We start from the raw sequence: 26,787 nt of genomic DNA on the forward strand, positions 1-26,787 counted from the left end.
ACTCTCACTCACACCCCTTGCACCCCACCGCCCCTGGAACAATGGACACTTCAGCCCAGATCGACTTGCCGACCGGGCGCTCACTGACACCCCACTCCCTCGCGATTTCCTGTACGAGCAGCAGCCCTCGCCCCGATTCCTCCTCTGGCGGCGGCGCGACGACCGCGCCCGGGGACGGCGGCTGCTGTTCACCGCGAGCATCAGCGACTTCGATGCGGATCGTGTACGGGCAGAGCTGGAGCCGGAGTTGGAAGTCCCGGCCGGGTACCCGGCCGTGGGTCGCGGCGTTGGCGGCCAGCTCGGCGACGACGAGGGTGACGGCATCGGACACATCGCTGCCGAAGGGGATTCCCCAGTCGTCGAGTTGCTGCGTCGCGAGTCTGCGGGCGAGGCGGGCGCCGCGGCGGGTGGCAGAGAAGCATTGGGTGAAGTCGCCTGTGGGGGTGGAGATTTCATCGTTCATGCAACAGAGCGTGACCGTGCCGCTCTAGCCTGAATAGGGCCGATACCGGTACGTGGTGCGTTCTGTCCGGGCGCACCGGGTTCGTGTCCGGTCGGCCGGGCGTGACGACAGGGGTACGGACGTCGTTGGTCGCGGTTCGCAGGGTGATGGAGGTGGTGCGGATGACGGTCGGGGCAGGCCAGTCGGGCAGCGGAACCGAGGACCAGGACGCGGGAGAGGACGAGGGCGCGGCCGAACTCCTCAAGACGGTCGGCAAGCAGCTCAAACTGTGGCGCGAGCGAACCGGCCTGACGCAGGCCGAGTTGGGAACGGCGATCGGATACAGCGAGGAACAGGTGTCGTCGGTGGAGCGGGGACGGCGGGCACCGAAGCCGGAGTTCCTGGATGCGGCGGATGAAGTACTGGGTGCGGGTGGGATGTTGGCGGCGTTCAAGGAGGATGTGGAGCGGGCCAGGTATCCGAAGAAGGTCCGGGATCTGGCGAAGCTGGAGGCGGAAGCGGTCGAGATCGGCGCGTACAGCGACCACAACATCCAAGGGCTGCTGCAGACCGAGGACTACACCCGCGCGCTGTTCCCCATGCGCCGACCGCTCCTCGACGAGGAGAAGATCGAACGCGAGGTTGCCGCACGCCAGGCACGTCTGGCGATCTTCAACCGGTGGCCCGCCCCCATCCTGAGTTTCGTCCAGGAGGAGTCGACACTGCGGCGTCCGCTCGGTGGCAAGATGGTACTGCGCGGTCAACTCGAACACATTCTGGAACTCGGCCAGTTGCGCAATGTCGAGATCCAGGTAATGCCTACGGATCGTGAAGATCACGCGGGCATGGGTGGTCAGCTCCGCCTGTTCGACTCTCGGCGGGGACCTTCAGTAGCCCACCTAGAAGTTCAGCAATTCAGCCGCGTGATCTCTGATCGCCAAGCGGTCCAGACGCTGCAGACCCAGTATGGGATTATCCGGGCGCAGGCTCTCACACCACGGGAGTCACTGGACTTCATCGAGAAACTCCGGGGAGAGACATGACAACCAGGCCCTCTGCCGACACCACCGACGGGCTGATGTGGCTCAAGAGCAGCTACAGCAGCAATGAAGGCCCCGACTGCGTGGAGATCGCCGACTCTACCGGCGCTGTCCGCGTCCGGGACTCGAAGAACCAGCAGGGCCCGCAGCTTGCCTTCGGGCGGGCGGAGTGGTCGGTGTTCGTCTCGTACGCAGCAGATCGCACCTGACGACGCATACATGGGTGGCCCCGAACTGCTCGGGGCCACCCACCACCTCAACTACTACTCGCCAAGCTCCTGCTGCTCGGCATCGGCCGCCCTCTTCTTCGGTGCAACCTTCTTCTTGGCCCGCGACTTCTTCACTGGCCGCCAAACCCGCAGGTCAGCCTCACTGACCTGGTGATTGGCGCACAGCTCCTCGAAGTACGCCTGGTACTCGTCGGCCGGAACACCTTCCCACTCCTTGTCGAACTCCCCGTGCCACTGCCGCACCCAGGGCATGACCTCCAACAGCCCTGCGAGCAAAGGCTTGATCCGGTCGGTGTCCCAGCCCCCCTGCTTCGTCCGGTCGTCGACCAGATTGAACAGCGCCTGCGCCTGATCCTTGTGATCCCAGCCGGCCCACCCGAGCAACACGGTCGGATCACCGTCCGGGCTCGCCTCCAGGTAGGAAATGAACCGCTCCTTGGGCACATCGAGCTTGCCCCGGTTCGACCAGTACGAGTGCTTGATGAAATCAGCACCCTTGTACTTCGGCGGCACGGGGATATCCAGCCGCTCCCCAGTACGGTCCTCCTCGCGCTGCAACTCCCATACCTGCTCCCACTGTTCGCGATTGCGGAGTCCGGAGTCCTTGTAACGGAGAGCAGCCAGATACGGGACGTGCTCGTCCGCAACAACCTCGGCGAGTACGTCAGCGAGAGGCAGGTCAGGCTTATCCATGTGGTCGGCGGCGTAGAGCTGAGCGACGGAGTTGAGGTCGGCATCGCCCCGAAGGACGTCGGCGAGCTGGCTCACGGTCAGCGTGCGCGGTTGCTTGATCCCGTCCCGCAGGGCGAACCAGACCTTCGACTCCGCAACTCGGTCGAGAATCCACGTCCGCAGAGCCGTCTTCTCCCTCTTCTCCCAAGAGTCCCCCGACCAACGCCGCTTGCACTCAGGACGCTCGATGAGGGCAATGTCCTTGCGGGAGTTGATGATGTCGATCCGAGCCTGAACGATGTCGCGGTACCAGTCGGGCCAATGAGTCGGAATCTCCGTAATGGCAGTCGCCCCGTGCCGCTCAAACCAAGCAGTCTCGGCCTCGCCTGCGGCTACCTTCCGCGCGAGCACAATCTCGAACGCCCGCTCCCCAAGGCGGACTTCAGGCATAGTCGTCGGCGCTGGCGAGGGGTCTACCGTCCGGGCCACGTCGGCATCAGAAAACAACCCGTACAGCCCATACACATGCCAGTCCAACTCCTCTTGGAGAGCAATCATGCGGTGCCAGGTACGAGTGTTGTCAGTGCGGGCTACATCAAAGCCCAGGCGAGTAGGCGTGGCGAGATCTGAAACGACAGATGGCTCAGACTTCGCGAGTTGCTGCGCACTGGAGTCAAGGAGTCGCGCCAAAACAAGCGGCAACCGCGAAGGGAGAGGAAACTCCTGAAGCTTAGTTCCGGTAAATTCATATCGGTCGATCCACGCTTCCGGCGTCCACCTATTTCCCCCACCACTCGAATTATCCGTCCCTCCCTTAGCCTGGCTTACCTGCTTCAACCAGAAGCAGGCGGTCGACGAGTTGAGCAGCCCCAATAGTTCCAGGTACTGATCCTCCCCAGCCCCCTCCGGCAACTTGATCACCGGCGCGCTCTGCTTGAAAACCTTCCCACCTCGATCAAGCACAAAATGGTTATGTGTTGCCACAAACGCAAAAGCGATCCCCAGCGGAACAGAGTACCGCTCCGGATGCCAACGGCTCCACTCATACCAAGTCAGCCCAATTTCCTCATGTGTACCGCCCGGCTCTCGACGAACTCTCAACAGCGATCTACCCATCCACAGAATTCGAGCAGATACCGCATCACTGAGGTCGGCCACCAGATCATGTGAGTACGGAAACAGCGCCTCCGTTTCCGGAACAAGATCCCAGTCCCGGATCACCGTTCCTTCAACGAGCGGCACAAATCGCGAATTCCCTACACCATACCTAGCCCAACTGCCACGGGGAGCGAAATAGGACTCATCAGAACCAGTATGCGCAGTGCGACCAATCAGTTTGACGCGTGACCCCAACAAGGTGCCGTCAGGAGTGTGAAGGCTGGCAAGCACCGCCGCTGCCCCGCCGCCGCTGAGCGACCACGGCGCCTTCGCTAGGTTTTTTGCCTGAAGATTTTCGGAGGAAACCCATTCAGACTCAGTTCCGGGACGATTCACTTGCTCGACAATCGCCCGCCAGACTGCCCCACGAGTAGCATCCTTGGGCTGCGACGGCTCGCCACGGATGCCGAGCACAGCCCGTACAGAACGTCCATCACTGGGAATTCTATTTCGTCCAACCAGGATGACAGTCGGCGTTCCGTGACCTGGAATATAAGCGCCAGAAGTATCGATAACATGGGAAAGCTCTGCACGTCCCCAGAAAAACTCCTCGATGAGCTTCTTGCCGAACTCGCGCTTCATAAATGAATTTGCCGTGATCTGCCCAACAAATCCGCCACCACCTCCGATACCTCCTGTCCCTCTTTTGGCCAACTCGAAAAGGCGCTGCGCAAATGGCACCGACAATGCGTACTGCCCAGAACAGGCATCATAGGAAAGCTTATAATTCGCCTTCTCCTGATTATCCTTTACGGTGATGTACGGAGGATTCCCCACCACCACGTGATACGAAGCTCGCCCCAGAAGATCCGTACGTTTGGCGAACTCCCCCACGTCCTCCGTCGCGTACTCGAACGCCTCCTCACGCCCGTTAACATCCCCTGCAAATAGCGTGTCCAGGTCCGTCTGGATACCCGCAGCTCCACGCCCGTGCAGCAGTGAATCCCCTACCGCCACATTGATCGGGAATGCTGGCGCCTCCGCCAAGTTCGCCGCCCCTGCCGCCTTCATCGCCGCAACTAGCATCCGGAACCGGGCAATCGATGCCGCAAACGGATTCTTGTCGCAACCATGAACCGATTCCAGCGCCCTCCGCACCAGCACCCAGTCATCCGTATCGGGCTCCGTATCCCGCCACTTCTCCACCAACCGCCCGAAGATCCCCAGCAAAAAGTGCCCTGACCCACACGCCGGGTCGATTGTCCGTAGCCCACCCTCCGGAGCCAGTCCGAACTCGTCAATCGCAGGCTTAAGCGTGAGGTCGAGGATGAATTCCTCAACAAATGCCGGAGTTTGGAGCAATGCATACGTATCACGCGCATGCTCGCTCAAGTCCTGATAGAGGTCACCCAAGAACCGGGTGTCCCACTCCGGGTCCGTGAAGTCGTACGCAATCTCGCCGTCCGCCCCACGCCGCCGCCAGAACGCCAACAAGTCCGTCGCCGCCTCGTAGCTCGGGGTGAGCCCCCACAGCGGATTGTGCGCCCGGTCGAAAAGCCCCGCCGCCGTCTCATTCGAATCCACCAGGTGCTGGAACGCCTCCTCCAGCCAGTCCCGGTTGTTCAGATGCGGCTTCTCCCGGAAGAACGCCTCGTGCCGCTCTTCCGCGTCCCTCAGCCGATCCCCCGGACCCGCCAGGAACGGCCACTCGATGAGCCCGTTGTCCTCACAGAACCGTACGAAGACACACCCCAGCACCCAAGCTGCCGCCGCCTGCGTCACCCGCTCGTCCCGCCAGGCCCCATACGTCGCCGCCGTCCGCTTCCCCTCACGGGCCCTCGCGTACTCGGCCTCCAGGTGCGTCCGGAACTCCTCCACCGAGCCACTGCGCTCCCGCAGATCGTCCTCCAGGACCGTGACCTGCTTCTTCAGGTCCTTCACCAGCCCCTTCAACCGCTCGGCCCTGTCCACGCCCGCGTCCGCACCCGTCGTCACTCTTCGTATTCCTCTCGCACCCACTGCGGCATCCACCACAAATCCGGCGGCTCGACCACCAATCCTGCCAGCCCCGGTCACCTTCCGGCCTCGATCCCAGCACTCCAGCCCGTTGATCAGAGCGGCGCGGTGTCTCTGAGAGTGCAGTCCGCCAGCAGGGACGACGCATGAGGGGGTGGTCCACATGAGGCAACCCGTACGACAAGGCCTGGAACTTGCCCCCTCCTCCCCTGTACCAGCAGCCTCCGTGGCATGACCACGCACCCACCTCTACCTCTCTCCTGCTCCCCCGGTTAGCATCCGGTCAGCATCAAGATTCACAACACCCTGGGGGCGGTGGCACAGTGGGCTATCTGCCTCTGCTGGACAACACGACCGGACTACTGCCGCCTGGCCGGTACGCGGCAGACCTCCAGATGCTCAAATCGATCTTCGTGTCGGGTCCGGGCTTCGCAGGCTCCACCACTCGCGCAGAACTGTGGAACGAGTGGGAGAACCACCGCAGCACCGTGGAAGCCATGACGGGCAACATAGCCCGCATCTGGATAGCGGGCAGCTTCATAAGCAGCACACTGAATCCGCAGGACATCGACGTGACCTATCTGATTCCGCCGGATGCTTATGACCAGATGGACTCCGAAACCGTTGATTTCCTGGACCAGCTCACGGATCGCGCGTGGTGCGTCAGCCATGACATGCGTATCGACTCCTACGCACTCCGGCTCCCGGACGAAATGGAGTTCTGGACGATAACCCCCAGCCTGCTCACTCCTGAATCAAGTCAGGCATTCCGCGACATCGGACTCTACGATGAGATCTGGCAACGCACCCGCGCCAACTCTCACGGACCGGGGTATGCCGGAAAGCTCCGACGAGGGTATGTGGAGGTGCAGCTGTGACCGCTGCCTCCCGACCCGACCCGAGGGACCCCGAAGCGGTACGCCGCTGGATGCGGGCGAACCGTCGTGAACCCACCGACCGGCCCATCCCCCGCACCCCCAGCGAACTCGCGGAGTCCCAGCACCGCCGCATGCTGGAACGCCTCGGCCCCCCGCTCCAGTCCCTCGAAGGGGACGGACAGCTCCTCGGCACCCGCCGCCCCATCCGGCGCCGCATGGACATCGCCCTCACCGGCAGCTCCACCGACCAGCACACGGTCCGGCTCGACGTCCTCGCCCCGCTCCTCAGCCACTTCCAGTCGTCGGTGACCGCCATCGCCCAGGCACTGGACGGCCGGCCGACCACGCACGCGCCGATCCCCGGCGCCATCCGCGAAGCGACCGCGCTCAGCGCCGCGGCCACCTTCCCGTCCTCCTTCGGCGTGGTCCTCTACGGCCCGCAGAACGACGGCACGGATGGCGGCATGAACGGCGGCGGTACGCACATCAGCAGTATGGACTCCGACAGCACGGATGGCTCCGAGCCACTCCTCGACCGCGCCGTCGGAGCCGTCCTCAACCTCTCCGACGCACCCCAATCATCGGTTTCGGAGGAGGAGCTGGACCAAGATCTCAACGAGCAGCTGCTCCCGCTGGGGGCACGGGCCCTGAAGCACCTGGGCTCGCTCACCCAACTCCTGGACGAGAAGAACGTCGGCCTGCGCATGACCTGGCACACCGAGAGCGGCCGAGCCCGGCTGTCCGAACTGAGCCCCCTCCACGCGGAACGCATCCGCTTCGTCTGCGAGCACAGCACCTACCGCCAGGCGGAGATCGTCACGATCATCGGCTGGCTCGGCGGGGTCAGCGCCCTGCACGCCAACGCCGAGATCCGCACCGACAGCGGACAGGTCATCCGCGCCAAGACCGACCGGTCCGTGGTCCGTCGCCTCGGCGACCACTTCACCCACCGCGTCGAGGCCAGGGTCGAAGTCACCACGGTCCACTACGCCGGCGGCCGCGAACGGAAGATCTACACGATCCTGGACCTACGCAACATCTGATCGCGAGAGCAGGGGTCGGGTGCGGGCCCAGGACAGGGTCCGCACCCCACTACTCAGCTACTCGCCGCCGCCCGGAGTCGAACCCCGCAATTCGTCCAGGAACGTCGAGTCCAGGTGCGTCCGCTCCCCGTCGCTGCCGATGTACTCGACCGTCCGCCCGTCCACATGCGGCTCCTGCCCCCGGGTCTCCACCGGGCAGAGCAACCACAGCCCGTGCGGGTCATCGGTCGGGCGGCGGGCCGCGTGCTGGAGCTTGATCAGAAGGTCCCGGCCGCCCTCGTCCCAGTAACGGGCGAGCAGCCCGGCGTCGTACAGGAAGAGGATCGTGCGAGGCTCGGCCGCCCGCTCCACGAGCGAGGTCTCGATGTGGGCCCAGACCGTGCGGGCATAGGCGGCGAGGCCCTTGGAGATCTGGCCGCTGCTGGAGAAGCGTGCGTCGACACCGAGCACCTTCTCCCAGGCCTGGCCCTTCGCCTGTGCCAACGCCCGGAATTCGGTGAGGAATTCGCTGCTGAGGTCGACCCCTACGACGGGGTACGCGGCGGCGAGGGCCTCCGCAACGCCCGGCAGTCGGGTGCCCCTGACGGTCACGGCCAGGAATCCGCCGCGTCGCGTCGCGGAGTCCAGGCGTGCCTTGATGGTGGCGTGCGGGTCCTCGAGCGCGGGGCCTTCGGCGGTGGGTGCCAGGCGGGTGGTCTCACCCGTCGAGGTCCAGGACGGCTCGGGGACGGTGCTCGGCGGGAAGAACTTGTCCTGCTCGGCATCGAATTCGAGGGAGAATCGGGCCTCGCGCAGCGCGTCCTGCAGGTCGGGGTGGGTCGGCTCCGCGCCTTCCGCGAGGAGGGCGAGATCGGGGAAGCGCGCCCGAAGGCGGTTGTTCAGTTCGGCGGGGGTGATGCCGGTGTCGCGACGGACGCCCGCGCCGGCCTGGGAGACGCGCAGGGCACGCTCCAGGCTCAGGTCGTACGGGTACAGCTCCAGACGCGGGCTGGCATGGACTCTCGGTGCGACTGCCGCCGCCAGTGCGACGAGGCGGGTGTCGGCGAGCGGGTCGAGGCCGTCGGGCGCAGGGACGCCGCGCAGGGTGCGGATGACGACGGCCCGGCCGGGCAGGGGGTCCTCCAGGGCGAGTCTGTCCGCCTGCTCGCCCAACGCGGCGGCGTAGCCGACAAGTTCGCTGGGTGCAGGGTCGGTGGTGCCGGGCAGGGACTCGGCGGCGACCAGGACGGTGTCGCCGCGACGGTGCCAGGCGAGTCGGGGCTCCGCCAGTTCGGTCTCGTCCTCGCCGGTGTCCCCCTCCCCGTCTCCGTCCCGCTCGCCCACCCAGGCCTCCGCTTCCACAGCGGCCCGCACGACGGCGAGTGCCTTGGCGAGGGTGCGCTCCTCGGTGTCCGCTCCAGCGCCGTGCTGTATCCGCAGCTCGACAGCGAGTTCCTCGGCGGTCATCACCCTGCCCGCCGCCTCGACGACCTCGACCAGGGTGTCGCGCACCGGCTTCAGCCAGCCGGTCTCGCACCACTCCTTGATCGCGGAACGGTGGTGGCGGGAGACCGGTGGCTGCTGGATGCCGATGCGCCGGGCGACACGCGCTTGGACGGGCCAGGGGCCGAGCGGCGAAAGGCCGCCGTCGGCGGGCGGCAGGCCCAGGGTGAGACGGATGACCTCGCCCCTGCGGGAGCCCTTGCGTCCTGCGGGAGGGGTCAGCAGCGCGGCCATCTCGTCGACGGGAAGCACGGCGCGCGGATCGTGCGGCGCGGTTTCTTCGGACTCCGCCCCGGACCGGGGCTGGGGAGTCAGCACGGAGACAGCCGACGAGGCAGGACGGTTCAGCTCGTCCGCCCACTGCTTGCGGCGGCGGTTCAGTTCCTTGCGTACGAGTGCACCCGCACCCCGCGCCTTGGAGATGATGTACGGCTGGATGGCGAGGAGTTCACCGACCGTGCTCGCGCCGAGCCCGTTCGCCACGGAGATCGCACGCTCGGTGAGACCGGACGCAATGAGGGGGGTATCGAGCTCGGCGGCCCGTGCGATGGCGTCGCGACTGTCCCCGCCCTCGACGGCCGCGTCGAGGGCACCGGGGGTGGTGACGGGGGCACTTGCGTCGGCCGCCCGGAAGATCTCCGACCACGCGTCCCGCATCTGCCGCAGCGTGTCGAAGCGACGCTCGGTGTCGCGGTGGAGCGCGCGCCGGAAGAACTCGGTCAGCCCGTCACGCAGCGCCTCCTCGAACAGCTCTGAGGCGACGGAGAGTTGAGCCTCGTCGTTGGCGACCGGATCGACATGGCCGCCGCCCCACAGAGGGCGCTCGCCACTGGCCATCTCGTGCAGGGTGACGGCGGCGGCGTACCGCTCGGCGTGGTCGTCGTAGTGGCCGCGGCGGACCGAGTCGAGGAAAGGGTCGAGGTAGCCGCGCGTGCCCGCCTTGATGTCCCGGTCGGAGGCGTCGGCGAGCGAGAAGTCGAAGAGCTTCAGCTGCCAGGCTCGGTCGTCGCGCCGGTGCAGCCCGAGGTTCTCCGGCTTGAGGTCGCGGTGCCGTACGCCCCGGGCCGCGAGCTGATCGAGCGCGGTGAACAGGTCGCCGCCGTACCGCTCCAATTCGTGGTACGAGAGCTTGCCGTCGGCCCGCAGCCGGGCGCCGAGGGTGCGCGCGCCCGCGTACTCCAGCTCCAGGAAGGTGCGCCCGCCCAACTCGCGGGGTCCTCCTTTGAGTTGCACCACATTTCCGCCGCCGACCAGTTCCAGGGCACGAGCCTCGGCGCGCAGCCGCTCGGCCTTGGCCTGGTCCAGGGCGACTTTGAAGACCCGTTCCTCGGTGCGCGACTCGCCGTCCTCGTCCTCGACGACCCGCTCGACGAGGAGAGCCCGGGCGGTGGCGCCGGTGCCCAGGACTCGGCGTACGGACCACTCCCCGTCGAGAGACTGACCGGGGAGCGCAGTCAGCGGGTCGAGTTCGGCGACGGACTGCTGTTCGGGGACCGCGTTGCGCTCCTCGGCCTCGTCGAGGAGGTCGAGGAAGCGGTCGACGGTCTCCAGCCGGTCGACGGGGTCGCGTCGGGTGGCCCGGTGGATGAGGTCGTCGAGTTCCTCGGAGAGACCGTCCGCGACGGCGATCAGCCGCAGCCCGGAGTCGACGCGCAGCCGCTCGCGCAAGGCGCTGCGCCGCTCGGCGGGCGGCTGGCCGGTCAGGATGAAGTACGAGACCGCCCCCAGCCCGAAAACGTCGAGTTCGCCGGGATCGGGGTAAGCCTGGTCGCTCTCCGGAGCCAGATATACCTGGGCGGCATCCTCGATGAGACCGGGATCGAAGGTGGCGTTGCCGAGCGAGCGCAGCAGGGTCGCGTTGGTGTCGAAGTCGCGGGCGGCCGTCTGCCAGTCGGTGATGCGTAGCTCCGGCCGGGAGCCGTCGGGGCGGGCGGTCACATAGACGGAGCGGGCGGCGAGCGCCCGGTGGTAGAGCGACCGGCTGTGCGCGTGCCGTACGGCCTCGGCGAGCTGACGTACCAGGTCGAGGCGCATCTCCGGAGTCAGCCGGCCCCCATGGGTGGCGAGGTACTGGTCGAGGCGGAGGTCGGTCTCACGGTGCCGGAAAAGGATCGCGGGACCCGCTTCGTGCTCGCGGATCTCCACCGCGGCTGCGATACCGCGGTGGGTGACACCCTGGAGGACCTGGTACTCCCTGCGTGCCGCTCGCTCGGTCGTCCGCTTCGCCACCTCGTCCGCCTGCTGGCCGACGAGGTAGATCCGTACCCGCCCCTCCTCGTGCGCCAGCCCGTCGACGCGCTCGGCGAACCGGTCCTCCCAAGAGGGACCGGCATCCAGCGGGTGTGGGCGCATCCGCCAGGCCTCACCGAACTTCAGATGCGAGGTCGACTGCTTGATACCGATGGCCTTGAGCAGCCGGGGCAGCTGATGGCGGGCAAACTCCTCGGTGATGCGCTTCTCGGGCCGTCCCGGCGGCAACCCCAGGAAGTCCTGCCAGATGCGCGGGAGACCGCTCGCACCGTCGTCCCGCCCGAAGACCCTGATGCGCTGAACGTCGTCGAGGTGACTCTCCAGGTCCGGGGCGGACAGGAAGATCGCCGGCTCGATGCGCGGAATAGGACTACTGATCCTCAACTTGCGCGCGGCCCACTGCAGTTGGGACTTGAGGTCCTTGGACTTCGAGTCATTGAAGTGCAGCGGGTTGGTGATCGTACGGGTGCGGTCGGAGCTGTGGAAATTCCAGGTCGAGCCCGAGTTGTCCAGGCGTCCCGGATGACTCTTGATCTCGACCAGGTACAGCCCGGCCGGGACGGCGATGAGCAAGTCGCACTCGTTGATGCGGCCGGACTGCGCGGTAAAGGAGAAGGTGGCCCAGGCCCGGTACGGCTCGGCCGCCGGCATCAGCCGACGTACATGATCCAGCGCGTCCTGCTCCCAGGGGTACGGCGAGGTCCGCTCCTGGTTCCACTGATGTTCCGGCCGCGGCGGCGGGCCCGGCTTGAGTACCGGGGGTGTGCTTCCTGCCGTCACGATCTCCGACCTCCGCGGTGCCCAGCACGTACCTGTGCGTATGCCCTGCCATGAAAAACCCTGCTTGAGCCTACCTCGCAGAACTCCTGCCCCTCCCTGAACCGACTGCCGCGGCCCCATGTCCGTTTTCCGCGAGAGCTTGGCGCGATCCGACCCACCACCCAGAAAATCGGGCTAGCGTTCCCTCGTCATCGCGGCCCGCCAGGCTTCCGTTTTCAGGACACGCCTCCACCCGCACGAGCTTTCGCGTGCCGTGGGAGAAGTCCTTGCCGTTGTACCTGCTCCGGGAACCCGCTTCCGCTTTGGTCAAGGAGATCGAACGACAGCCCGGGATGAGCCACCGCCCGCTGACCGAGCGCCTCATTCAGGCATACAAGGACCAGCACAAGCGGAGCACCAAACCGGATGACGAGGGCACACCCCCAGGAAAGACCCTGGTCGAGGCGTGGGAGAACAGCCTTCCGTCGGTGATTGACGCCCTCCATGAGCTCGGCCTGGACGATGTAGAGGTCTTCATCGAGTTCGGGCTTCCGCACACGGACGGAGACGTCGACATACTGCTCGCAGGCGTACACCCTGGTAGCGGTATGCCCTCCTACGTGCTGATCGAGCTGAAACAGCAGCGGAAGGCGACGGTGCACCCCGAGCGGTCGGTCGCAGTCGATCTTGGCTACTCAAAGTGGAAACTGCACCCCGTCCGGCAGGTGCAGAAGTACTGCCACTACATGGTTCAGTACAAGGCCGTACTGAACGGCAAGCCGGATAGTACGGCGGGCGCTGTGCTCTTGCACAACGCTCACGACGATGATGTGCGAGGGCTCTTCGAGCTCCCAGCCAGCAACCATGGCCGGCTCTACACCGCCGACCGTTTGGCAGCGTTCCGAAGGTTCTTGGGCGCAAGACTGGCCCCGCGATCCGGTGCTGAAGCGGCGCAGGCTCTCGTCGATTCCGCCGACCGCCCACTGCCGAAGATCACCGACGTCAACCAGCCCCTGCATGGAGGGTCCGCCCACCTGTTCGAGTTGCTGGATGATCAGGAACTCGCGCACCAAGACGTCCACGAGGCAGTTCAACGTGTACGCAACGGCGGAACCAAAGAAGTGATCATCGTCCGCGGTGGCCCCGGCAGCGGCAAGAGCGCGATCGCTTTGGAGCTGAGGCGCACCTTGGCCGCAGCCGGCCTGGATGTCCGACACGCGTCCGGCGCGAAGGCCCTCACGAAGACGCTGCGAGAAGGCCACATCCAGCAGGCTCCGCCCCGGATGAAGGGGAAGTTCGACCGGGAAGCCACCAAACGGTTCACCTATTTCAACCAGTTGAAGAAGCTCCCTTCGGACAGCTGTGACGTGGTGATTTGCGACGAAGCACACCGGATCCGTCGACACTCCATCGACCAGTACACGCCGCGAGAGGAGCGGGAGAACCCACGCCCACAAGCCGATGAGATCATCGAAGCCGCCCGTGTCCCCGTGTTCCTCCTGGATGACTGGCAGTCCCTGAGGCCGGGCGAGGTCGGCACTGCGGAGTACCTGGCGGAACGCGCCAGAGCGCTCGGGCTGAAGCACACCCTGATCGACCTCGGCGGAATGTTCCGGGCCCAGGGCAGCGCGTACTACCGGGACTGGGTGCTGCGACTCCTCAGCGTGGGCATCCGCACGCCTCAGGCCTGGGTCCCGGACGGCCGCATGCAAGTAGAACTCGCTGAAACGCCCCAGGAAATGGAGGACTTTCTCTCCATGCGACGGTTCGAAGGGGCGAGTACCCGGATCGTCGCGGGCTTCTGCTGGCCCTGGAGCAAGCCCGACGACAACGGCGAGCTGATTCCCGACGTCACGCTCGGTGAGTGGCGGAAGCCCTGGAACGTCAAGCCGGGATTCGCTGTGGAAGGGGCACCGGACGCCGAATTCTGGGCCACGGACCCCCGCGGATCCCACCAGGTCGGCTGCGTCTACACCTCTCAGACCTTCGAGTTCGACTGGGTGGGCGTCATCCTTGGTCCTGACCTGCTATGGCGGGAAGGCCAGTTCGTCACTAATCGAACGGCGACCTTCGACCCCGAACTGAAGCCGAAGGGCATCGCCCAGGCCGACATCGAACGATGCATCCGCAACGCATATCACGTCCTGCTGACCCGCGGGATTATGGGAGTCGTCGTCCACTCCACGGACGAGGAAACGCGAGACGCATTGCGTGGGCACCTGATCACATCGGTGCAGCATCCACTGCCCAGCAGCATGCGCAAGATCGTCCAGCACTGACGTCACGAACCCAGCGGTGGGCCCATGAATCGTTTCGGTAGCATTCGATCAATCATTCATGCGGCCCGCCGGGCTTCCGCAGCAGGACATGCCCCCACCCGCACGAGATACTTCGTGCTGCCTGGGGGCATGTCTTGCTGCTTCGTGACTCGGCCACTGCTGTTGCTGCGCGACTCCTCGAAGGGTCACTGCCCCTCCACTTGGTCGAGCGGTTCACTCACGTACATGGGCATCGTCCCGGCGCCTCGGAGGTGCGCTCCTGGGAGCGCAGTCTTCCCGCCCTCACAAACGCTCTCCTCGATGCCGGGCTCGGCCAGGTCGAAGTGCTCATCGAATTCGGGCTTCCGCTCACCAGCAAGCGCGCGGACGCCGTACTCGCCGGAGTGCACCCGAAGACGGGAGAGCCGTCATACGTCGTTGTCGAGCTCAAGCAGTGGAGTGAAGCACACCCCGACGACGACATCGACCCTCTACTGTGCCGCGTCGACGGGTACCCGCGACCGGTCCTGAACCCCATTGAACAAGTACGCGGCTACTGCGACTACTTGGTCGCCTTCAATGGAGCACTCACACAACACCCCGAGCGCATCTCAGGTGCTGCATACCTTCACAACGCCACTGCGTTCGGCGCCGCTGGTCTGGACGAGGTGCCGCTCGACGAACGGGGCCGATTGTTCACGGCCGACCGCCGGGGCGGATTCCTCACCTACCTGCAGACGAAGTTGGCACCCACCTCGGGAGCAGCGGCGGCCGACGAGTTGCTGGCCGCCAAGGTTGAACCGTCAAAGCAGTTGCTGAGCGTTGCCGCACAAGAGGTACGCGAACGCGAGCAGTTCGTACTTCTCGACGAACAGCGGATCGCGTACGAGACAGTGCTGAAGGCAGTGAACCGAGCCCGTGCATCCGACCACAAGGAGGTCGTCGTCATCACCGGCGGCCCCGGAACTGGCAAGAGCGTCATCGCACTGTCGGTGCTCGGCGAAATGTACCGGCGTGGTGTTCCGGCTTTGCACGCCACTGGTTCGCAGTCGTTCACCAAGACCATGCGCAAGGTAGCGGGCACGCGCAAACCGGAAGTGCGCGAGCTCTTCAAGTACTTCAACAGCTTCGGGGCCGCTGAGCGCAATAGCCTTGATGTGTTGGTGTGCGACGAGGCCCATCGAATCCGGGAGACCTCGGCCAGCCGCTTCACTCCGGCGGCTCAACGGACAGGAAAACGACAGCTCGAGGAGCTGATCGATGTCGCACGCGTACCCGTCTTCCTCCTGGACCAACACCAGACGGTACGGCCCGGCGAAACAGGAACAGTCGAGGAGATCGAGGCCGCGGCAGCCCAGAAGGATCTTCGCTGCAATGTAGTGGCGCTGGACAGCCAGTTCCGCTGCGGCGGCAGTGATGCGTACCTGCGGTGGGTGGTCCATCTGCTCGCCCTCGAGGACAACGGCCCGGAACTCTGGGAGCCAGACGGCCGTATGGAACTCGAAGTCGTCGACTCCCCCTCCGCGATGGAAGACTTCCTGCGGGCAAAGCAGGCGAAGGGATACACCGCCAGAATCTCAGCCGGCTTCTGCTGGCCTTGGTCGGACCCCAAATCCGGAGAACCGCTCCCTACCGATGTGCGAATCGGAGACTGGCTGCGCCCATGGAACGTCAAAGGGGACCGGTCGATCATGGGGGCTCCGCCCTCTGCTCTCTGGGCCACTGATCCAGCTGGTTTTGGTCAGATCGGCTGCGTCTATACGGCACAGGGTTTCGAGTACGACTGGAGTGGTGTGATCATGGGCCCTGATCTGATCTGGAGGGAGGACGCTTGGGTCACCGACCGCACTGCCTCCAAGGACCCCGCGTTGACGAAGCGGAATGGCAAGGTTGCGACTCCGGAGGGGGACATCAATCGGTTGATCCGCAACACCTACAAGGTCCTGCTGACACGCGGCATGGTCGGAACCGTCATCTACTCAACCGACTCGGAGACCCGCGCCAAACTCCGCTCGCTGCTTCACCCCGAGGTGCAGGCGACCAGTTCGGTTCAGCCGGCCTGACCGTTGGGGTGGACGAAGGCAGCCGGGTAGACGAGGCACCCGGGGCCTCGCTACTGATCGGTCGATGCACTTGTGGCGGACCATTGGCAACGAAGTCACCTGGTGCGCCTCCTGTCCGCGGAGCGCTGCCATCCATCACGCCGTCACCGCAGAGTGGCAGCGCATAACAAAAGATCCACCACTGAAGGCCACCGCGATCAGGTCCGCTCCGGGACCGCGCGGTGGCTTTGGCAGGGAATCCGCGCATCAAGTGAGCATCGCGCCGAAGCGCACGTACGCGGTCTGCCCCCTCCGCCTCGCCCTCCAGGAAGGCGGATCCCGTAGCCTCCTGGCGGAGAGCTGCACACGCGGAAGCAGCTCTCCCACTGCGTGCGCGGCATCTTCCAGCCGTAGCGTCCGGAGAGCACCTTTGATCAAGAATTCAGGCGCTCTACGCTTCCTTCGGCACCCGATTCCTGATCGCCCGACGGCACAAGCTTCCTACAGTAGGCCGACCGCTCCCGTTACCCCGTACCTCTGTACGCTGCTAAGCAACTGGGCTTCGACCATCCCCCTACCGACGACCGAAACACCCTTGCTCGCAGACGGGCGGCCGACCGCGCAGAACATCATTTCGGCAAGGCGGTACCACACGTACGAGCTAGACCACCCAGAAGGAACATCTCTCGAACTAGCAGGTCAGGCGCCCTCCGCAGGCCGTTCAAGGCCCGCGAGGCGCCCCACATGGTGTACTCAAGGGAAAAGGTCGACCGGCCCAGCCGAGATCTAGGAGAGACCGCAGGTCAGTCGTCCTTCTTCACCGGCTCCAGAATCGCCACACACTCCACGTGATGCGTCATCGGGAAGAGATCGAAGACCCGCAGCGTCCGGACCTTGTAGCCGCCCTCCGCGAAGTACGCCAGGTCGCGGGCCAGGGCCGCCGGGTCGCAGGCGACGTAGGCGATGCGGCGGGCGCCCAGGGTGGAGAGGTGCTTGACCGTCTGCTTGCCGGCGCCCGCGCGGGGCGGGTCGAGGACGATCAGGTCGGTTTCCGTGATGCCCGTGCGCGGGAGGACGGACTCGACCTTGCCCTGCTCGATGCGGACGTTCGGCATGGAGGCGAGGTTGTGGCGGGCGTCCTCCACCGCGCGCTTGCCGGATTCGATGCCCAGGACCGCGCCCTGGTCGCCGACGCGTTCGGCGACCGAGCCCGCGAAGAGGCCCACGCCGCAGTACAGGTCGAGGGCGGTTTCGCCCTTGCGGGGCATCAGGCCCTGCATGACGGCGCGCATCAGGGTGTCGGCGGCCTGGGGGTGGATCTGCCAGAAGCCGCCCATGCCGACGCGGTAGGTGCGGCCGTCGGCGCGCTCGCGGACGAAGGCGCGGCCGTGGACCTTGTGGACGCTGCCGTCCTTCTCGTGGACGCGCAGGACGGAGACCGGCTTGTCGAGTTCGACGAGGGGGAGGCGGCCGCCGGGGGTGGGGGTGAGGACGACCTGGCGGTCGTGCGAGCCGGTGGCGGCGATGGCTTCGACGGAGGCCATGCCGGGCCACTCCCGCTTCTCGATGCCGAGTTCGGAGACACCGGGGGAAGCGATCATGCAGTGGTCGACGGGCTGGATGTCGTGGGAGCGGTGCTTGCGGAGGCCGACCGTGCCGTCCGGGGTGATGGCGTACTGGACGCGGGTGCGCCACTGCGGGACCTGGCCGGCCGGGAGTTTGTCGCCCTCGGCGGGCATGACCGTGCCGTCCCAGCCCGCTTCCTCGGGGGTCAGGCCCGCGAGGCGGAGCAGCTGTTCGGCGACGACGTCGCCCTTCAGGCGGCGCTGGGCGCCCGGCTTGGCGTGCTGCCAGTCGCAGCCGCCGCACTTGCCGGGGCCGGAGAAGGGGCAGGGGGCCTCGACGCGGTCCTTGGACGGGTCCAGGATCGTCACCGCGTCGGCGCGCAGGAAGCGGGCGCCCTCGTGGCCGTCGGTGACGCGGGCGATGACCTTCTCGCCGGGGAGGGTGTGGCGTACGAAGAGGACCTGGCCCTCGGAGGTGCGGGCGATGCAGTGGCCGCCGTGGGCGACGGGGCCGACCTCGACCTCGTACTCCGTACCGACGAGGGAGATCTGGGGGGCCGCCTGCGCGTCGGTGCCCTTTGATGCCTTGGATTCGGACTGCATGGTGGGGTGGCTCCAGAGGATCAAAGGGGTGGGACGGGACCGGCACGCGAAACGGCCGGACAACAGCCCACCAGTCTACGTGGGTGTTGTCCGGCCGCACGACCAAGGCAAGCCTGAGCGCCGACAGGCTCAGCTCTTGGTGGATTCCTTCGTGGTCTCGCGGGGCGGCCGCGCCACCGGTCCCCGTCGCACCGCTCCCGGCGCGTTCCAGTCGGCCCGCTTCTTGGCGCGCTTCTTGGCCGCCTCGGAGGATTCCAGCTGGTAGGGGACGGAGGTCACCATCACGCCGGGGGTGAAGAGCAGGCGGCCCTTCAGGCGCAGGGCGGACTGGTTGTGGAGCAGGTGCTCGTACCAGTGGCCGACGACGTACTCCGGGATGTAGATGGAGACCACGTCGCGCGGGCTCTCGCGGCGCAGGCCCTTCACGTACTCGATGATCGGGCGGGTGATCTCGCGGTACGGGGAGTCGAGGATCTTGAGGGGTACGTTGATGCCGCGGCGTTCCCACTCGTCGCGCAGGGCCTTCGTCTCGGCCGGGTCCACGCTGATGGAGAGCGCTTCGAGGCGGTCGCTGCGCATCAGCTTCGCGTAGGCGAGGGCGCGCAGGGTCGGCTTGTGGACCTTGGAGACCAGGACGATGGAGTGGACCCGGGAGGGGCGCAGGCTGTCGTCGGAGGGGCCCTCGGCGGCGGCGATCTCCTCGGCGACCCGGTCGTAGTGCTTGCGGATCGCGGTCATCGTTCCGTAGAAGATCACCATGCCGAGCAGGGCGACCCAGGCGCCGTGCGTGAACTTGGTGGCGAGGACGACGACCAGGACCAGGCCCGTGAAGGACGCGCCGAAGGCGTTGATCGCGCGGGAGCGGATCATGCGGCGGCGCTCGGCGGGCTTGCGCTCGGACTTCAGGTGCCGGTTCCAGTGCCGGACCATGCCGATCTGGCTCAGCGTGAAGGAGACGAAGACGCCGACGATGTAGAGCTGGATCAGCTTGGTGGAGTCGGCCCCGTAGAGGACGACCAGGAGGATCGCCGCGCCGGCGAGGAGCACGATGCCGTTGGAGAACGCGAGGCGGTCGCCGCGGGTGTGCAGCTGGCGGGGCAGCCAGCGGTCCTGGGCGAGGATCGAGCCGAGGAGGGGGAAGCCGTTGTACGCCGTGTTGGCGGCCAGGAAGAGGACCAGCGCGGTGGCGGCGGCGAGGAGGATGAAGAAGAAGGTGCCCTCGCCGAAGACGGCGGCGGCGACCTGGGAGATCACCGGGTTCTGTACGTAGGCGTCGCCGACCGGGACGCCGTCGCGGACCAGGTCGTGGGCCGGGTTTTCGGCCATGCGCACGCCGGTGTTCATGGCGAGCGCGATGATGCCGCAGAACATGACGACGGCCAGGCCGCCCATGAGGGCGAGCGTGGTGGCGGCGTTCTTCGACTTCGGCTTGCGGAAGGCGGGGACGCCGTTGGAGATCGCCTCGACGCCGGTGAGGGCGGCGCAGCCGGAGGAGAAGGCGCGCAGGAGGAGGAAGACGAGGGCGAAACCGGCCAGGCCCGGGTGTTCGGGCTTGATCTCCAGGTCGGCGGTGGGGGCGTTCATGTCGTCGCCGGTGAGGGCGCGGTAGGCGCCCCAGGCCAGCATGATGAAGACGCCCACCACGAAGACGTACGTCGGGATGGCGAAGAGCTTCCCGGACTCCTTCATGCCGCGCAGGTTGAGCACGGTCAGCAGGGCGATGACCGCGACCGCGCAGAGCACCTTGTGCTCGACGACGAACGGGATGGCCGAGCCGAGGTTCTCGATGCCGGAGGAGATGGACACGGCGACGGTCAGCACGTAGTCGACCAGCAGGGCGCTGGCGACGGTGAGGCCGGCCTTGGGGCCGAGGTTGGTGTTGGCGACCTCGTAGTCGCCGCCGCCGCTCGGGTACGCGTGGACGTTCTGCCGGTAGGAGGCGACGACCGTGAACATCAGGACGACGACCGCGAGTGCGATCCACGGGCTGAAGTGGTACGCCGAGACACCCGCGATGGAGAGCACGAGCAGGACTTCTCCGGGCGCGTAGGCCACGGAGGAGAGGGGGTCTGAGGCGAAGACGGGAAGTGCGATGCGCTTGGGGAGGAGCGTTTCTCCCAGCTTGTCGCTGCGCAGGGCCCGGCCGATCAGGATCCGTTTGGGCACGTCGGTCAGTTTGGACACGTCGAGGATCGTAAGCGGTCGAACGGGCGTGGCCCACCCGCCCCCGCCGGGCCTCCGGGAATCTCCGAAAGCTCCTTTGCCAGGCCTTGAACTTCTCGGACCGGCCTCTGACCAGTCACTGACCGGGGGTCCCCGCGGCACACCGCACGTGTGTAGCTTTGGCGGCGGTCTGCGACTCTTGTGAGTCCGACGAAAAACACACGAAACAATTGATGGACTCTTAACGGCCGGAAGGACGGACGTGCACGTCGTCATCATGGGTTGCGGGCGAGTGGGAGCCGCTCTCGCGCAGACTCTGGAGCAGCAGGGGCACACGGTCGCCGTGATCGACCAGGACCCCACGGCCTTCCGCCGTCTGGGTTCCGGGTTCGGTGGCCGCAGGGTCACCGGGGTCGGTTTCGACCAGGACACCCTCCGCGAGGCGGGCATCGAGGACGCCGGTGCGTTCGCCGCCGTCAGCAGCGGCGACAACTCGAACATCATCGCGGCCCGGGTGGCCCGCGAGATGTTCGGCATCGAGAACGTCGCGGCGCGCATCTACGACCCGCGCCGGGCGGAGGTCTACCAGCGCCTGGGCATCCCCACGGTCGCCACGGTCCGCTGGACCGCCGACCAGATGCTGCGCCGGCTCCTGCCCTCGGGCGCGGAGCCGCTGTGGCGGGACCCGAGCGGCGGTGTGCAGCTCGCGGAGGTGCACACCTCGCCCGCCTGGATCGGGCACAAGATCAGCAAGTTGCAGGAGGAGACGGGCGTGCGTGTCGCGTTCCTCACCCGGCTGGGCGAAGCGGTTCTGCCGACTTCCCAGACGGTGCTGCAGGAGGGCGACCTCGTGCACGTGATGATGCGCACGGACGAGATCGAGAAGGTCGAGGCGGCCTGCTCGCTCGGCCCCGAGGAAGGTCACTGATGAGGGTCGCGATTGCCGGGGCCGGCGCGGTGGGGCGTTCCATCGCGGGCGAGCTGCTGGAGAACGGGCACGAGGTGCTCCTGATCGACAAGGCGCCGACCGCCATCTCGGTGGAGCGGGTGCCGATGGCGGAGTGGCTGCTGGCCGACGCCTGTGAGATCACCTCGCTGGACGAGGCGGCGCTCCAGCGCTGCAACGTCGTGATCGCGGCGACCGGCGACGACAAGGTCAACCTGGTCGTTTCCCTGCTCGCGAAGACCGAGTACGGGGTGCCGCGCGTGGTGGCCCGCGTCAACAACCCGAAGAACGAGTGGCTCTTCAACGAGTCCTGGGGCGTCGACGTGGCGGTGTCCACTCCGCGTCTGATGTCGGCGCTGGTCGAGGAGGCGGTGAGCGTCGGCGATCTCGTACGGCTGATGCGCTTCAGCCACGGCGACGCCAACCTGGTCGAGCTGACGCTGCCGCCGGAGTCGGCGATCGCGGGCACGCAGATCTCCGAGGTGGAGTGGCCGATCGACACCTCGCTGGTGACGATCATCCGCGGCACGCGGGTGCTCACGCCGACGCCGGAGGAGACCCTGGAGCCCGGCGACGAGCTGCTGTTCGTGGCCGCGCAGGCGCGCGAGGAGCAGTTGGAGGACCTGCTGTCGGTGCGCCGGGAGGATGCGCCGAAGGGCTGAGGTCCGGTTACGTCGAAGGGGGGCGCCCCGCACTCACCGGTGCGGGGCGCCCCCCTTCGACGTAACTCTCAGGCCTCGCGGCGGTGGGCGGCGGCGGCCGCCTTCCGGGCCTCCTCGGCCTTCTCCTCGGCCTCCATCTCCGCGAACACGTCGATCGGCGCGGGAGCCTTCGCCAGGAAGATCCAGGTCAGCCAGACGGCCAGCAGGAACGGCGGGATCTTCAGCGCGATGGCCACCCAGCCGAACTTGGTGGTGTCGGCCCACCAGTACAGCGGGAAGAGGATCGCGCACTTGGTGAGCAGGATGACGCCCCAGGCGTAGCTCGACTTCGTGTACGCCTTCTTGCGGCCGGGGTTGCGGGTGCGCCAGGAGAGGTTCTCCTTGAACACCGGGCCGAGCATCACGCCGATCAGCGGGAAGCCCGCGGCCGCCGAGATCAGGTAGGCCAGCGAGAGGCCCAGCGTGTAGAGCATGCCGGGCAGCATGAAGTCCTTGGCGTTGCCCGTGATCAGCGCGAAGGCGATGCCGAAGGCGACCCCGAAGACGCCACTGAAGGCGTGCTTCACGGTGTCCTTGCGGACCAGCCGGACGGCGACCAGCAGCAGCGACACCGCACCGGCCGCGATCGCCGAGATCTGGAGGTTCTTGTTGATCGTGAAGATGGTCACGAAGAGCAGGCCCGGCAGGACCGTCTCCACCATGCCGCGCACGCCGCCGAAGGCGTCGAAGAGGGCCGCCTCGGTGACGGCCTTGTCCGCTGCGTTCTGCGGGGGCGCGTCGGCGGGGACGACGTACGGCTGGGCGGCGTCGTCGGGATGGCGGGGTGTGGTCGGCTTGTCGAAAGACGTCACCGGCTACTCCTGTCCGAGCGGTCGGAGTTCGTATTTGGGGTTGAAGAGCACCCGGCGGCCGTGGCTCATGGAGATCCGGCCGGAGGCGATGAGCTTGCGGCCGGGTTCTATGCCGACGATGGAGCGGCGGCCCAGCCAGACGACGTCCAGCGGCGCGGTGCCGTCGAAGAGCTCGGCCTCCAGGGCGGGCACACCGGCGCGCGGGCGCAGGGTGACCGTGCGCAACGTACCGGTCACCTTGACGATCTGGCGGTCGTCGCAGGCCGATATGGGGGTGCAGCCGACGGCGTGGGTGTCCTCCTGGAGCTCCGTGCAGTGCAGGTCCTCCTGGGAGCTGGACAGTCGGTCGAGCATCCTGCGGAACCGCCCGGTCGGCTTCTCGGGGCGAGGTACGGCACTCATACGGGAAGCGTACCGGGGACGGGACCGGTGGGGTCACCCGCCGTAGTCACGATCTTTCCCGGCCCTCGGGCCCGGCCGCGCGGGACCGAGGGCCCGGGGGCCTACCGCTCGAAGCGGTACCCCATCCCCGGCTCGGTGATGAAGTGGCGCGGATGTGCCGGGTCGGTCTCCAGCTTGCGGCGGAGCTGGGCCATGTAGACCCGCAGGTAGTTGGTCTCGGTGCCGTACGAGGGCCCCCAGACCTCCTGGAGGAGCTGCTTCTGGCTGACCAGGCGGCCGGTGTTGCGCACCAGCACCTCCAGCAGGTGCCACTCGGTGGGGGTCAGGCGTACGTCGCGGCCCTCCCGGTGGACCTTCTTCGCAGCGAGGTCGACGGCGAAGCCCTCCGTCTCGATGAGTACGTCGCCCTCCTCGGCGGCACCGACGGGTTCGGCCCTGCGGACGGCGGCCCGCAGCCGGGCCAGCAGCTCGTCCATGCCGAAGGGCTTGGTGACGTAGTCGTCGGCGCCCGCGTCGAGCGCCTCGACCTTCTCGTCGGAGGTGTGGCGGGCGGAGAGCACCAGGATCGGCACCCGGGTCCAGCCGCGCAGGCCCTTGATGACCTCGACGCCGTCCATGTCGGGCAGGCCGAGGTCGAGCACCACCACGTCGGGGTGGCGGGCGGCGGCGAGCTGGAGGGCGGTGGCCCCGTCGGGGGCCGCGTCCACCTCGTACTTGCGCGCCTTCAGATTGATCACGAGCGCGCGGACGATCTGCGGCTCGTCGTCGACCACGAGCACCCGGGTCATGGGGGTCTTCCTCACTGCTGTCGGGGCATGCAAAGGATTCGTGCGTACGTTCATGACAGGACCTGCGCCGGGAAGTCCGGCCGGACCGGGGCCTGGCCGGGGGCGACCTTGAGGGTGAGCACCATGGTCATGCCGCCGCCGGGGGTGTCCTCGGCGGTGAGGGTGCCGCCCATGGCCTCCACGAAGCCCCGGGCGACCGCGAGACCGAGGCCGACTCCGGCGCCGCGCGGGGCGTCCCCGTACCGCTGGAAGGGTTCGAAGATGCGGCCCTTGCTGTCGTCGGGGACGCCGGGGCCCCGGTCGGTGACGCGGACCTCGACGCGGTCGCCCAGCGCACTGGCGGCGACGGCGACGGGGATGCCGGGCGGGCTGTACTTGACGGCGTTCTCGACGATGTTCGCGGCGGCCCGCTCCAGGAGGCCCCGGTCGACGGCGACCATCGGGAGCGTTTCCGGGATGTCGAGCTCGACGCTGTCGTCGGGGACGCCGACCAGGGCCATGGGGATGACCTCGTCGAGGTCGGTGACGCGGATCAGGGGAGTGACGGCGCCGGTCTGGAGGCGGGACATGTCCAGGAGGTTGCCGATGAGGTGGTCGAGGCGGTCGGCGCCCTCCTCGATGCCGGCCAGCAGTTCCGCCTCGTCGGCCTCGGACCAGGACACGTCGTCGCTGCGCAGCGAGGTGACGGCGGCCTTGATGGAGGCGAGGGGGGTGCGCAGGTCGTGGCTGACGGCGGCGAGGAGCGCGGTGCGGATGCGGTTGCCCTCGGCGAGGCGGCGGGCCTCCTCGGCCTCGCCGACCAGGCGCTGGCGGTCCAGTACGACGGCGGCCTGGGCGGCGAACGCGGCGAGCACCCGGCGGTCCTCGGCGGGCAGGACCCGCCCGGAGAGGGCGAGCGCCATGTGGTCGCCGACCGGCATGTCCACGTCGGCGTCCTCGGGGCGTTCGGCGGGGCTGGGGCCCAGGCTGCCCGCGCAGGTCCACGGCTCGACGTCGCTGGCCCGCTCCAGGAGGGCGACGGACTCCATGGCGAAGGTCTCGCGGACCCGCTCCAGGAGGGCGTCGAGGGTGGTCTCGCCGCGCAGGACGCTGCCCGCGAGGAAGGAGAGGATCTCGGACTCGGCGCGCAGCCGGGCGGCCTGGTGGGTGCGCCGGGCGGCGAGGTCCACGACGGAGGCCACCGAGACGCCGACGGCGAAGAAGATCGCGATGGCGACGATGTTCTTGGGGTCGTCGACGGTGAGGGTGCGGGTGGGCGGGGTGAAGAAGTAGTTGAGGAGCAGGGAGCCCGCCGCCGCGGCCGCGAGGGCGGGCAGCAGGCCGCCGAGGAGGGCGGCGACGACGGTCAGGAAGAGGTAGAGCAGGACGTCGTTGGCGAGGCCGGGTCCGTTGTTGATGCTGGTGAGCAGCAGCGTCATCAGGACCGGTCCGAGTACGCCGACGAGCCAGCCCGCGAGGATGCGGGTGCCGCCGAGCCGGGCTCCCCGGGCGACGGGCAGGCCGCGTCCCTTGGCGACCTCCTCGTGCGTGACGATGTGGACGTCGAGGTCGGGGCCGGAGTCGCGGGCGACGGTCTGGCCGACGCCGGGGCCCAGGATGTACTGCCAGGTCTTGCGGCGGCTGGAGCCGAGCACGATCTGGGTGGCGTTGACGCCGCGGGCGAATTCCAGCAGGGAGCTGGGTACGTCGTCCCCTATGACGTGGTGGAAGCTGCCGCCCAGGTCCTCGACCAGGGTGCGCTGGACCGCAAGCTCCTTGGGGGAGGCGGCGGTGAGGCCGTCGCTGCGGGCGACGTAGACGGCGAGGATCTCGCTGCCGGAGCCCTTGGCGGCCATGCGGGAGGCGCGGCGTATCAGGGTGCGGCCCTCGGGGCCGCCGGTGAGGCCGACGACGATGCGTTCGCGGGCCTGCCAGGTGGAGCGGATGTTGTGCTCGCCCCGGTACTGCTGGAGGTACTCGTCGACCCGGTCGGCGACCCACAGGAGGGCCAGTTCGCGCAGGGCGGTGAGGTTGCCGGGGCGGAAGTAGTTGGAGAGGGAGGCGTCGATCTTGTCGGGCTGGTAGATGTTGCCGTGCGCCATGCGGCGGCGCAGCGCCTGGGGCGACATGTCGACCAGTTCGATCTGGTCGGCGCGGCGGACCACCTCGTCGGGGACGGTCTCGCGCTGGCGCACTCCCGTTATCGACTCGACGACGTCGCCCAGCGATTCCAGGTGCTGGATGTTGACCGTCGATATGACGTCGATGCCCGCCTGGAGGAGGGCTTCGACGTCCTGCCAGCGCTTGGCGTGGCGGGAGCCGGGGACGTTGGTGTGCGGCAGCTCGTCGACCAGGGCGACGGCGGGGGCGCGCTCCAGGACGGCGTCGACGTCCATCTCGGTGAAGGTGGCGCCCCGGTAGACGAGGGTGCGCCGGGGCACCTCTTCGAGGCCGTGCAGCATCACCTCGGTGCGCGGGCGGCCGTGGTGCTCGACGAAGGCGACGACGCAGTCGGTCCCGCGCTCCACCCTGCGGTGGGCCTCGGAGAGCATGGCGTACGTCTTGCCGACGCCCGGTGCCGCACCGAGGTAGATCCGGAGTGTCCCGCGTCCCATGGC

The 26,787-nt window shown here is 67.3% G+C and carries 17 protein-coding genes; 8 read left to right on the plus strand and 9 right to left on the minus strand.

Translation table 11 applies throughout. The annotated features are described in order from the left end of the window. Nucleotides 1–4: 4 nt before the first annotated feature. A complete protein-coding gene (locus IE269_RS13650) occupies nt 5–463 on the minus strand; it encodes an ATP-binding protein (RefSeq protein WP_189823145.1) in 459 nt (152 codons plus the stop codon). A gap of 161 nt (nt 464–624) precedes the next feature. On the opposite strand from IE269_RS13650, the gene IE269_RS13655 reads away from it, so the two are divergent. Then, nucleotides 625–1,485 (plus strand): helix-turn-helix domain-containing protein, encoded by an 861-nt coding sequence (locus tag IE269_RS13655; protein WP_189823146.1) that lies wholly within the window; start codon nt 625–627, stop codon nt 1,483–1,485. Beyond that, entirely contained in the window at nt 1,482–1,691 is a 210-nt protein-coding gene (locus IE269_RS13660) for a DUF397 domain-containing protein (protein ID WP_189823147.1), read from the plus strand. The genes IE269_RS13655 and IE269_RS13660 overlap by 4 nt, the downstream gene beginning before the upstream one ends. A gap of 54 nt (nt 1,692–1,745) precedes the next feature. Here IE269_RS13660 and pglX read toward each other — a convergent pair whose 3' ends face one another. Next, complete coding sequence (gene pglX / locus IE269_RS13665; protein ID WP_229897621.1) at nt 1,746–5,477, minus strand: BREX-2 system adenine-specific DNA-methyltransferase PglX; 3,732 nt, start codon at nt 5,475–5,477, stop codon at nt 1,746–1,748. 344 nt (nt 5,478–5,821) lie between these two features. Here pglX and IE269_RS13670 point away from each other — a divergent pair, with 344 nt between their 5' ends. Further along, nucleotides 5,822–6,376, plus strand: a complete 555-nt coding sequence (locus IE269_RS13670; protein WP_189823149.1) for a DUF6932 family protein — start codon at nt 5,822–5,824, stop codon at nt 6,374–6,376. Then, nucleotides 6,373–7,419: a hypothetical protein gene (locus IE269_RS13675; RefSeq protein WP_229897622.1), complete on the plus strand. Its 1,047-nt coding sequence runs from the start codon at nt 6,373–6,375 to the stop codon at nt 7,417–7,419. The genes IE269_RS13670 and IE269_RS13675 overlap by 4 nt, the downstream gene beginning before the upstream one ends. A gap of 57 nt (nt 7,420–7,476) precedes the next feature. On the opposite strand, the gene pglW is transcribed toward IE269_RS13675, so the two are convergent. Continuing rightward, nucleotides 7,477–11,931: a BREX system serine/threonine kinase PglW gene (pglW, locus tag IE269_RS13680; protein ID WP_229897623.1), complete on the minus strand. Its 4,455-nt coding sequence runs from the start codon at nt 11,929–11,931 to the stop codon at nt 7,477–7,479. 248 nt (nt 11,932–12,179) lie between these two features. On the opposite strand from pglW, the gene IE269_RS13685 reads away from it, so the two are divergent. Next, entirely contained in the window at nt 12,180–14,189 is a 2,010-nt protein-coding gene (locus IE269_RS13685) for a DNA/RNA helicase domain-containing protein (RefSeq protein ID WP_189823151.1), read from the plus strand. A 134-nt stretch (nt 14,190–14,323) separates the two neighbouring features. After that, on the plus strand, nt 14,324–16,231 hold the full coding sequence (locus tag IE269_RS13690) for a DUF2075 domain-containing protein (protein WP_189823152.1): 1,908 nt from the start codon (nt 14,324–14,326) through the stop codon (nt 16,229–16,231). 782 nt (nt 16,232–17,013) lie between these two features. Here IE269_RS13690 and IE269_RS13695 read toward each other — a convergent pair. After that, nucleotides 17,014–18,378, minus strand: coding sequence for a class I SAM-dependent RNA methyltransferase (locus IE269_RS13695; RefSeq protein ID WP_189823153.1), 1,365 nt, complete (start codon nt 18,376–18,378; stop codon nt 17,014–17,016). Nucleotides 18,379–18,507: 129 nt separating this feature from the next. Beyond that, complete coding sequence (locus IE269_RS13700; protein WP_189823154.1) at nt 18,508–20,562, minus strand: APC family permease; 2,055 nt, start codon at nt 20,560–20,562, stop codon at nt 18,508–18,510. 241 nt (nt 20,563–20,803) lie between these two features. On the opposite strand from IE269_RS13700, the gene IE269_RS13705 reads away from it, so the two are divergent. Then, the gene (locus IE269_RS13705) at nt 20,804–21,469 is read left to right on the plus strand and encodes a potassium channel family protein (protein WP_189823155.1); all 666 of its coding nucleotides are present in this window, start codon (nt 20,804–20,806) and stop codon (nt 21,467–21,469) included. After that, nucleotides 21,469–22,149 carry a potassium channel family protein gene (locus IE269_RS13710; RefSeq protein WP_189823156.1) on the plus strand — a complete coding sequence of 227 codons (681 nt, stop codon included), beginning with the start codon at nt 21,469–21,471 and terminating at the stop codon, nt 22,147–22,149. The genes IE269_RS13705 and IE269_RS13710 overlap by 1 nt, the downstream gene beginning before the upstream one ends. Nucleotides 22,150–22,217: 68 nt before the next feature. On the opposite strand, the gene IE269_RS13715 is transcribed toward IE269_RS13710, so the two are convergent. From IE269_RS13715 to IE269_RS13730, 4 genes are all read right to left on the minus strand, one after another. Continuing rightward, nucleotides 22,218–23,000: a DUF3159 domain-containing protein gene (locus IE269_RS13715; protein ID WP_189823157.1), complete on the minus strand. Its 783-nt coding sequence runs from the start codon at nt 22,998–23,000 to the stop codon at nt 22,218–22,220. Between the two features lie 3 nt (nt 23,001–23,003). After that, nucleotides 23,004–23,402 (minus strand): OB-fold nucleic acid binding domain-containing protein, encoded by a 399-nt coding sequence (locus IE269_RS13720; RefSeq protein ID WP_189823158.1) that lies wholly within the window; start codon nt 23,400–23,402, stop codon nt 23,004–23,006. A 101-nt stretch (nt 23,403–23,503) separates the two neighbouring features. Further along, nucleotides 23,504–24,190 carry a response regulator gene (locus IE269_RS13725; RefSeq protein WP_189823159.1) on the minus strand — a complete coding sequence of 229 codons (687 nt, stop codon included), beginning with the start codon at nt 24,188–24,190 and terminating at the stop codon, nt 23,504–23,506. A 50-nt stretch (nt 24,191–24,240) separates the two neighbouring features. After that, a complete protein-coding gene (locus IE269_RS13730; protein WP_189823160.1) occupies nt 24,241–26,784 on the minus strand; it encodes a DUF4118 domain-containing protein in 2,544 nt (847 codons plus the stop codon). Nucleotides 26,785–26,787: the final 3 nt, after the last annotated feature.

Source organism: Streptomyces spiroverticillatus (genome assembly GCA_014650415.1).
GTDB classification, from domain to species: domain Bacteria; phylum Actinomycetota; class Actinomycetes; order Streptomycetales; family Streptomycetaceae; genus Streptomyces; species Streptomyces spiroverticillatus.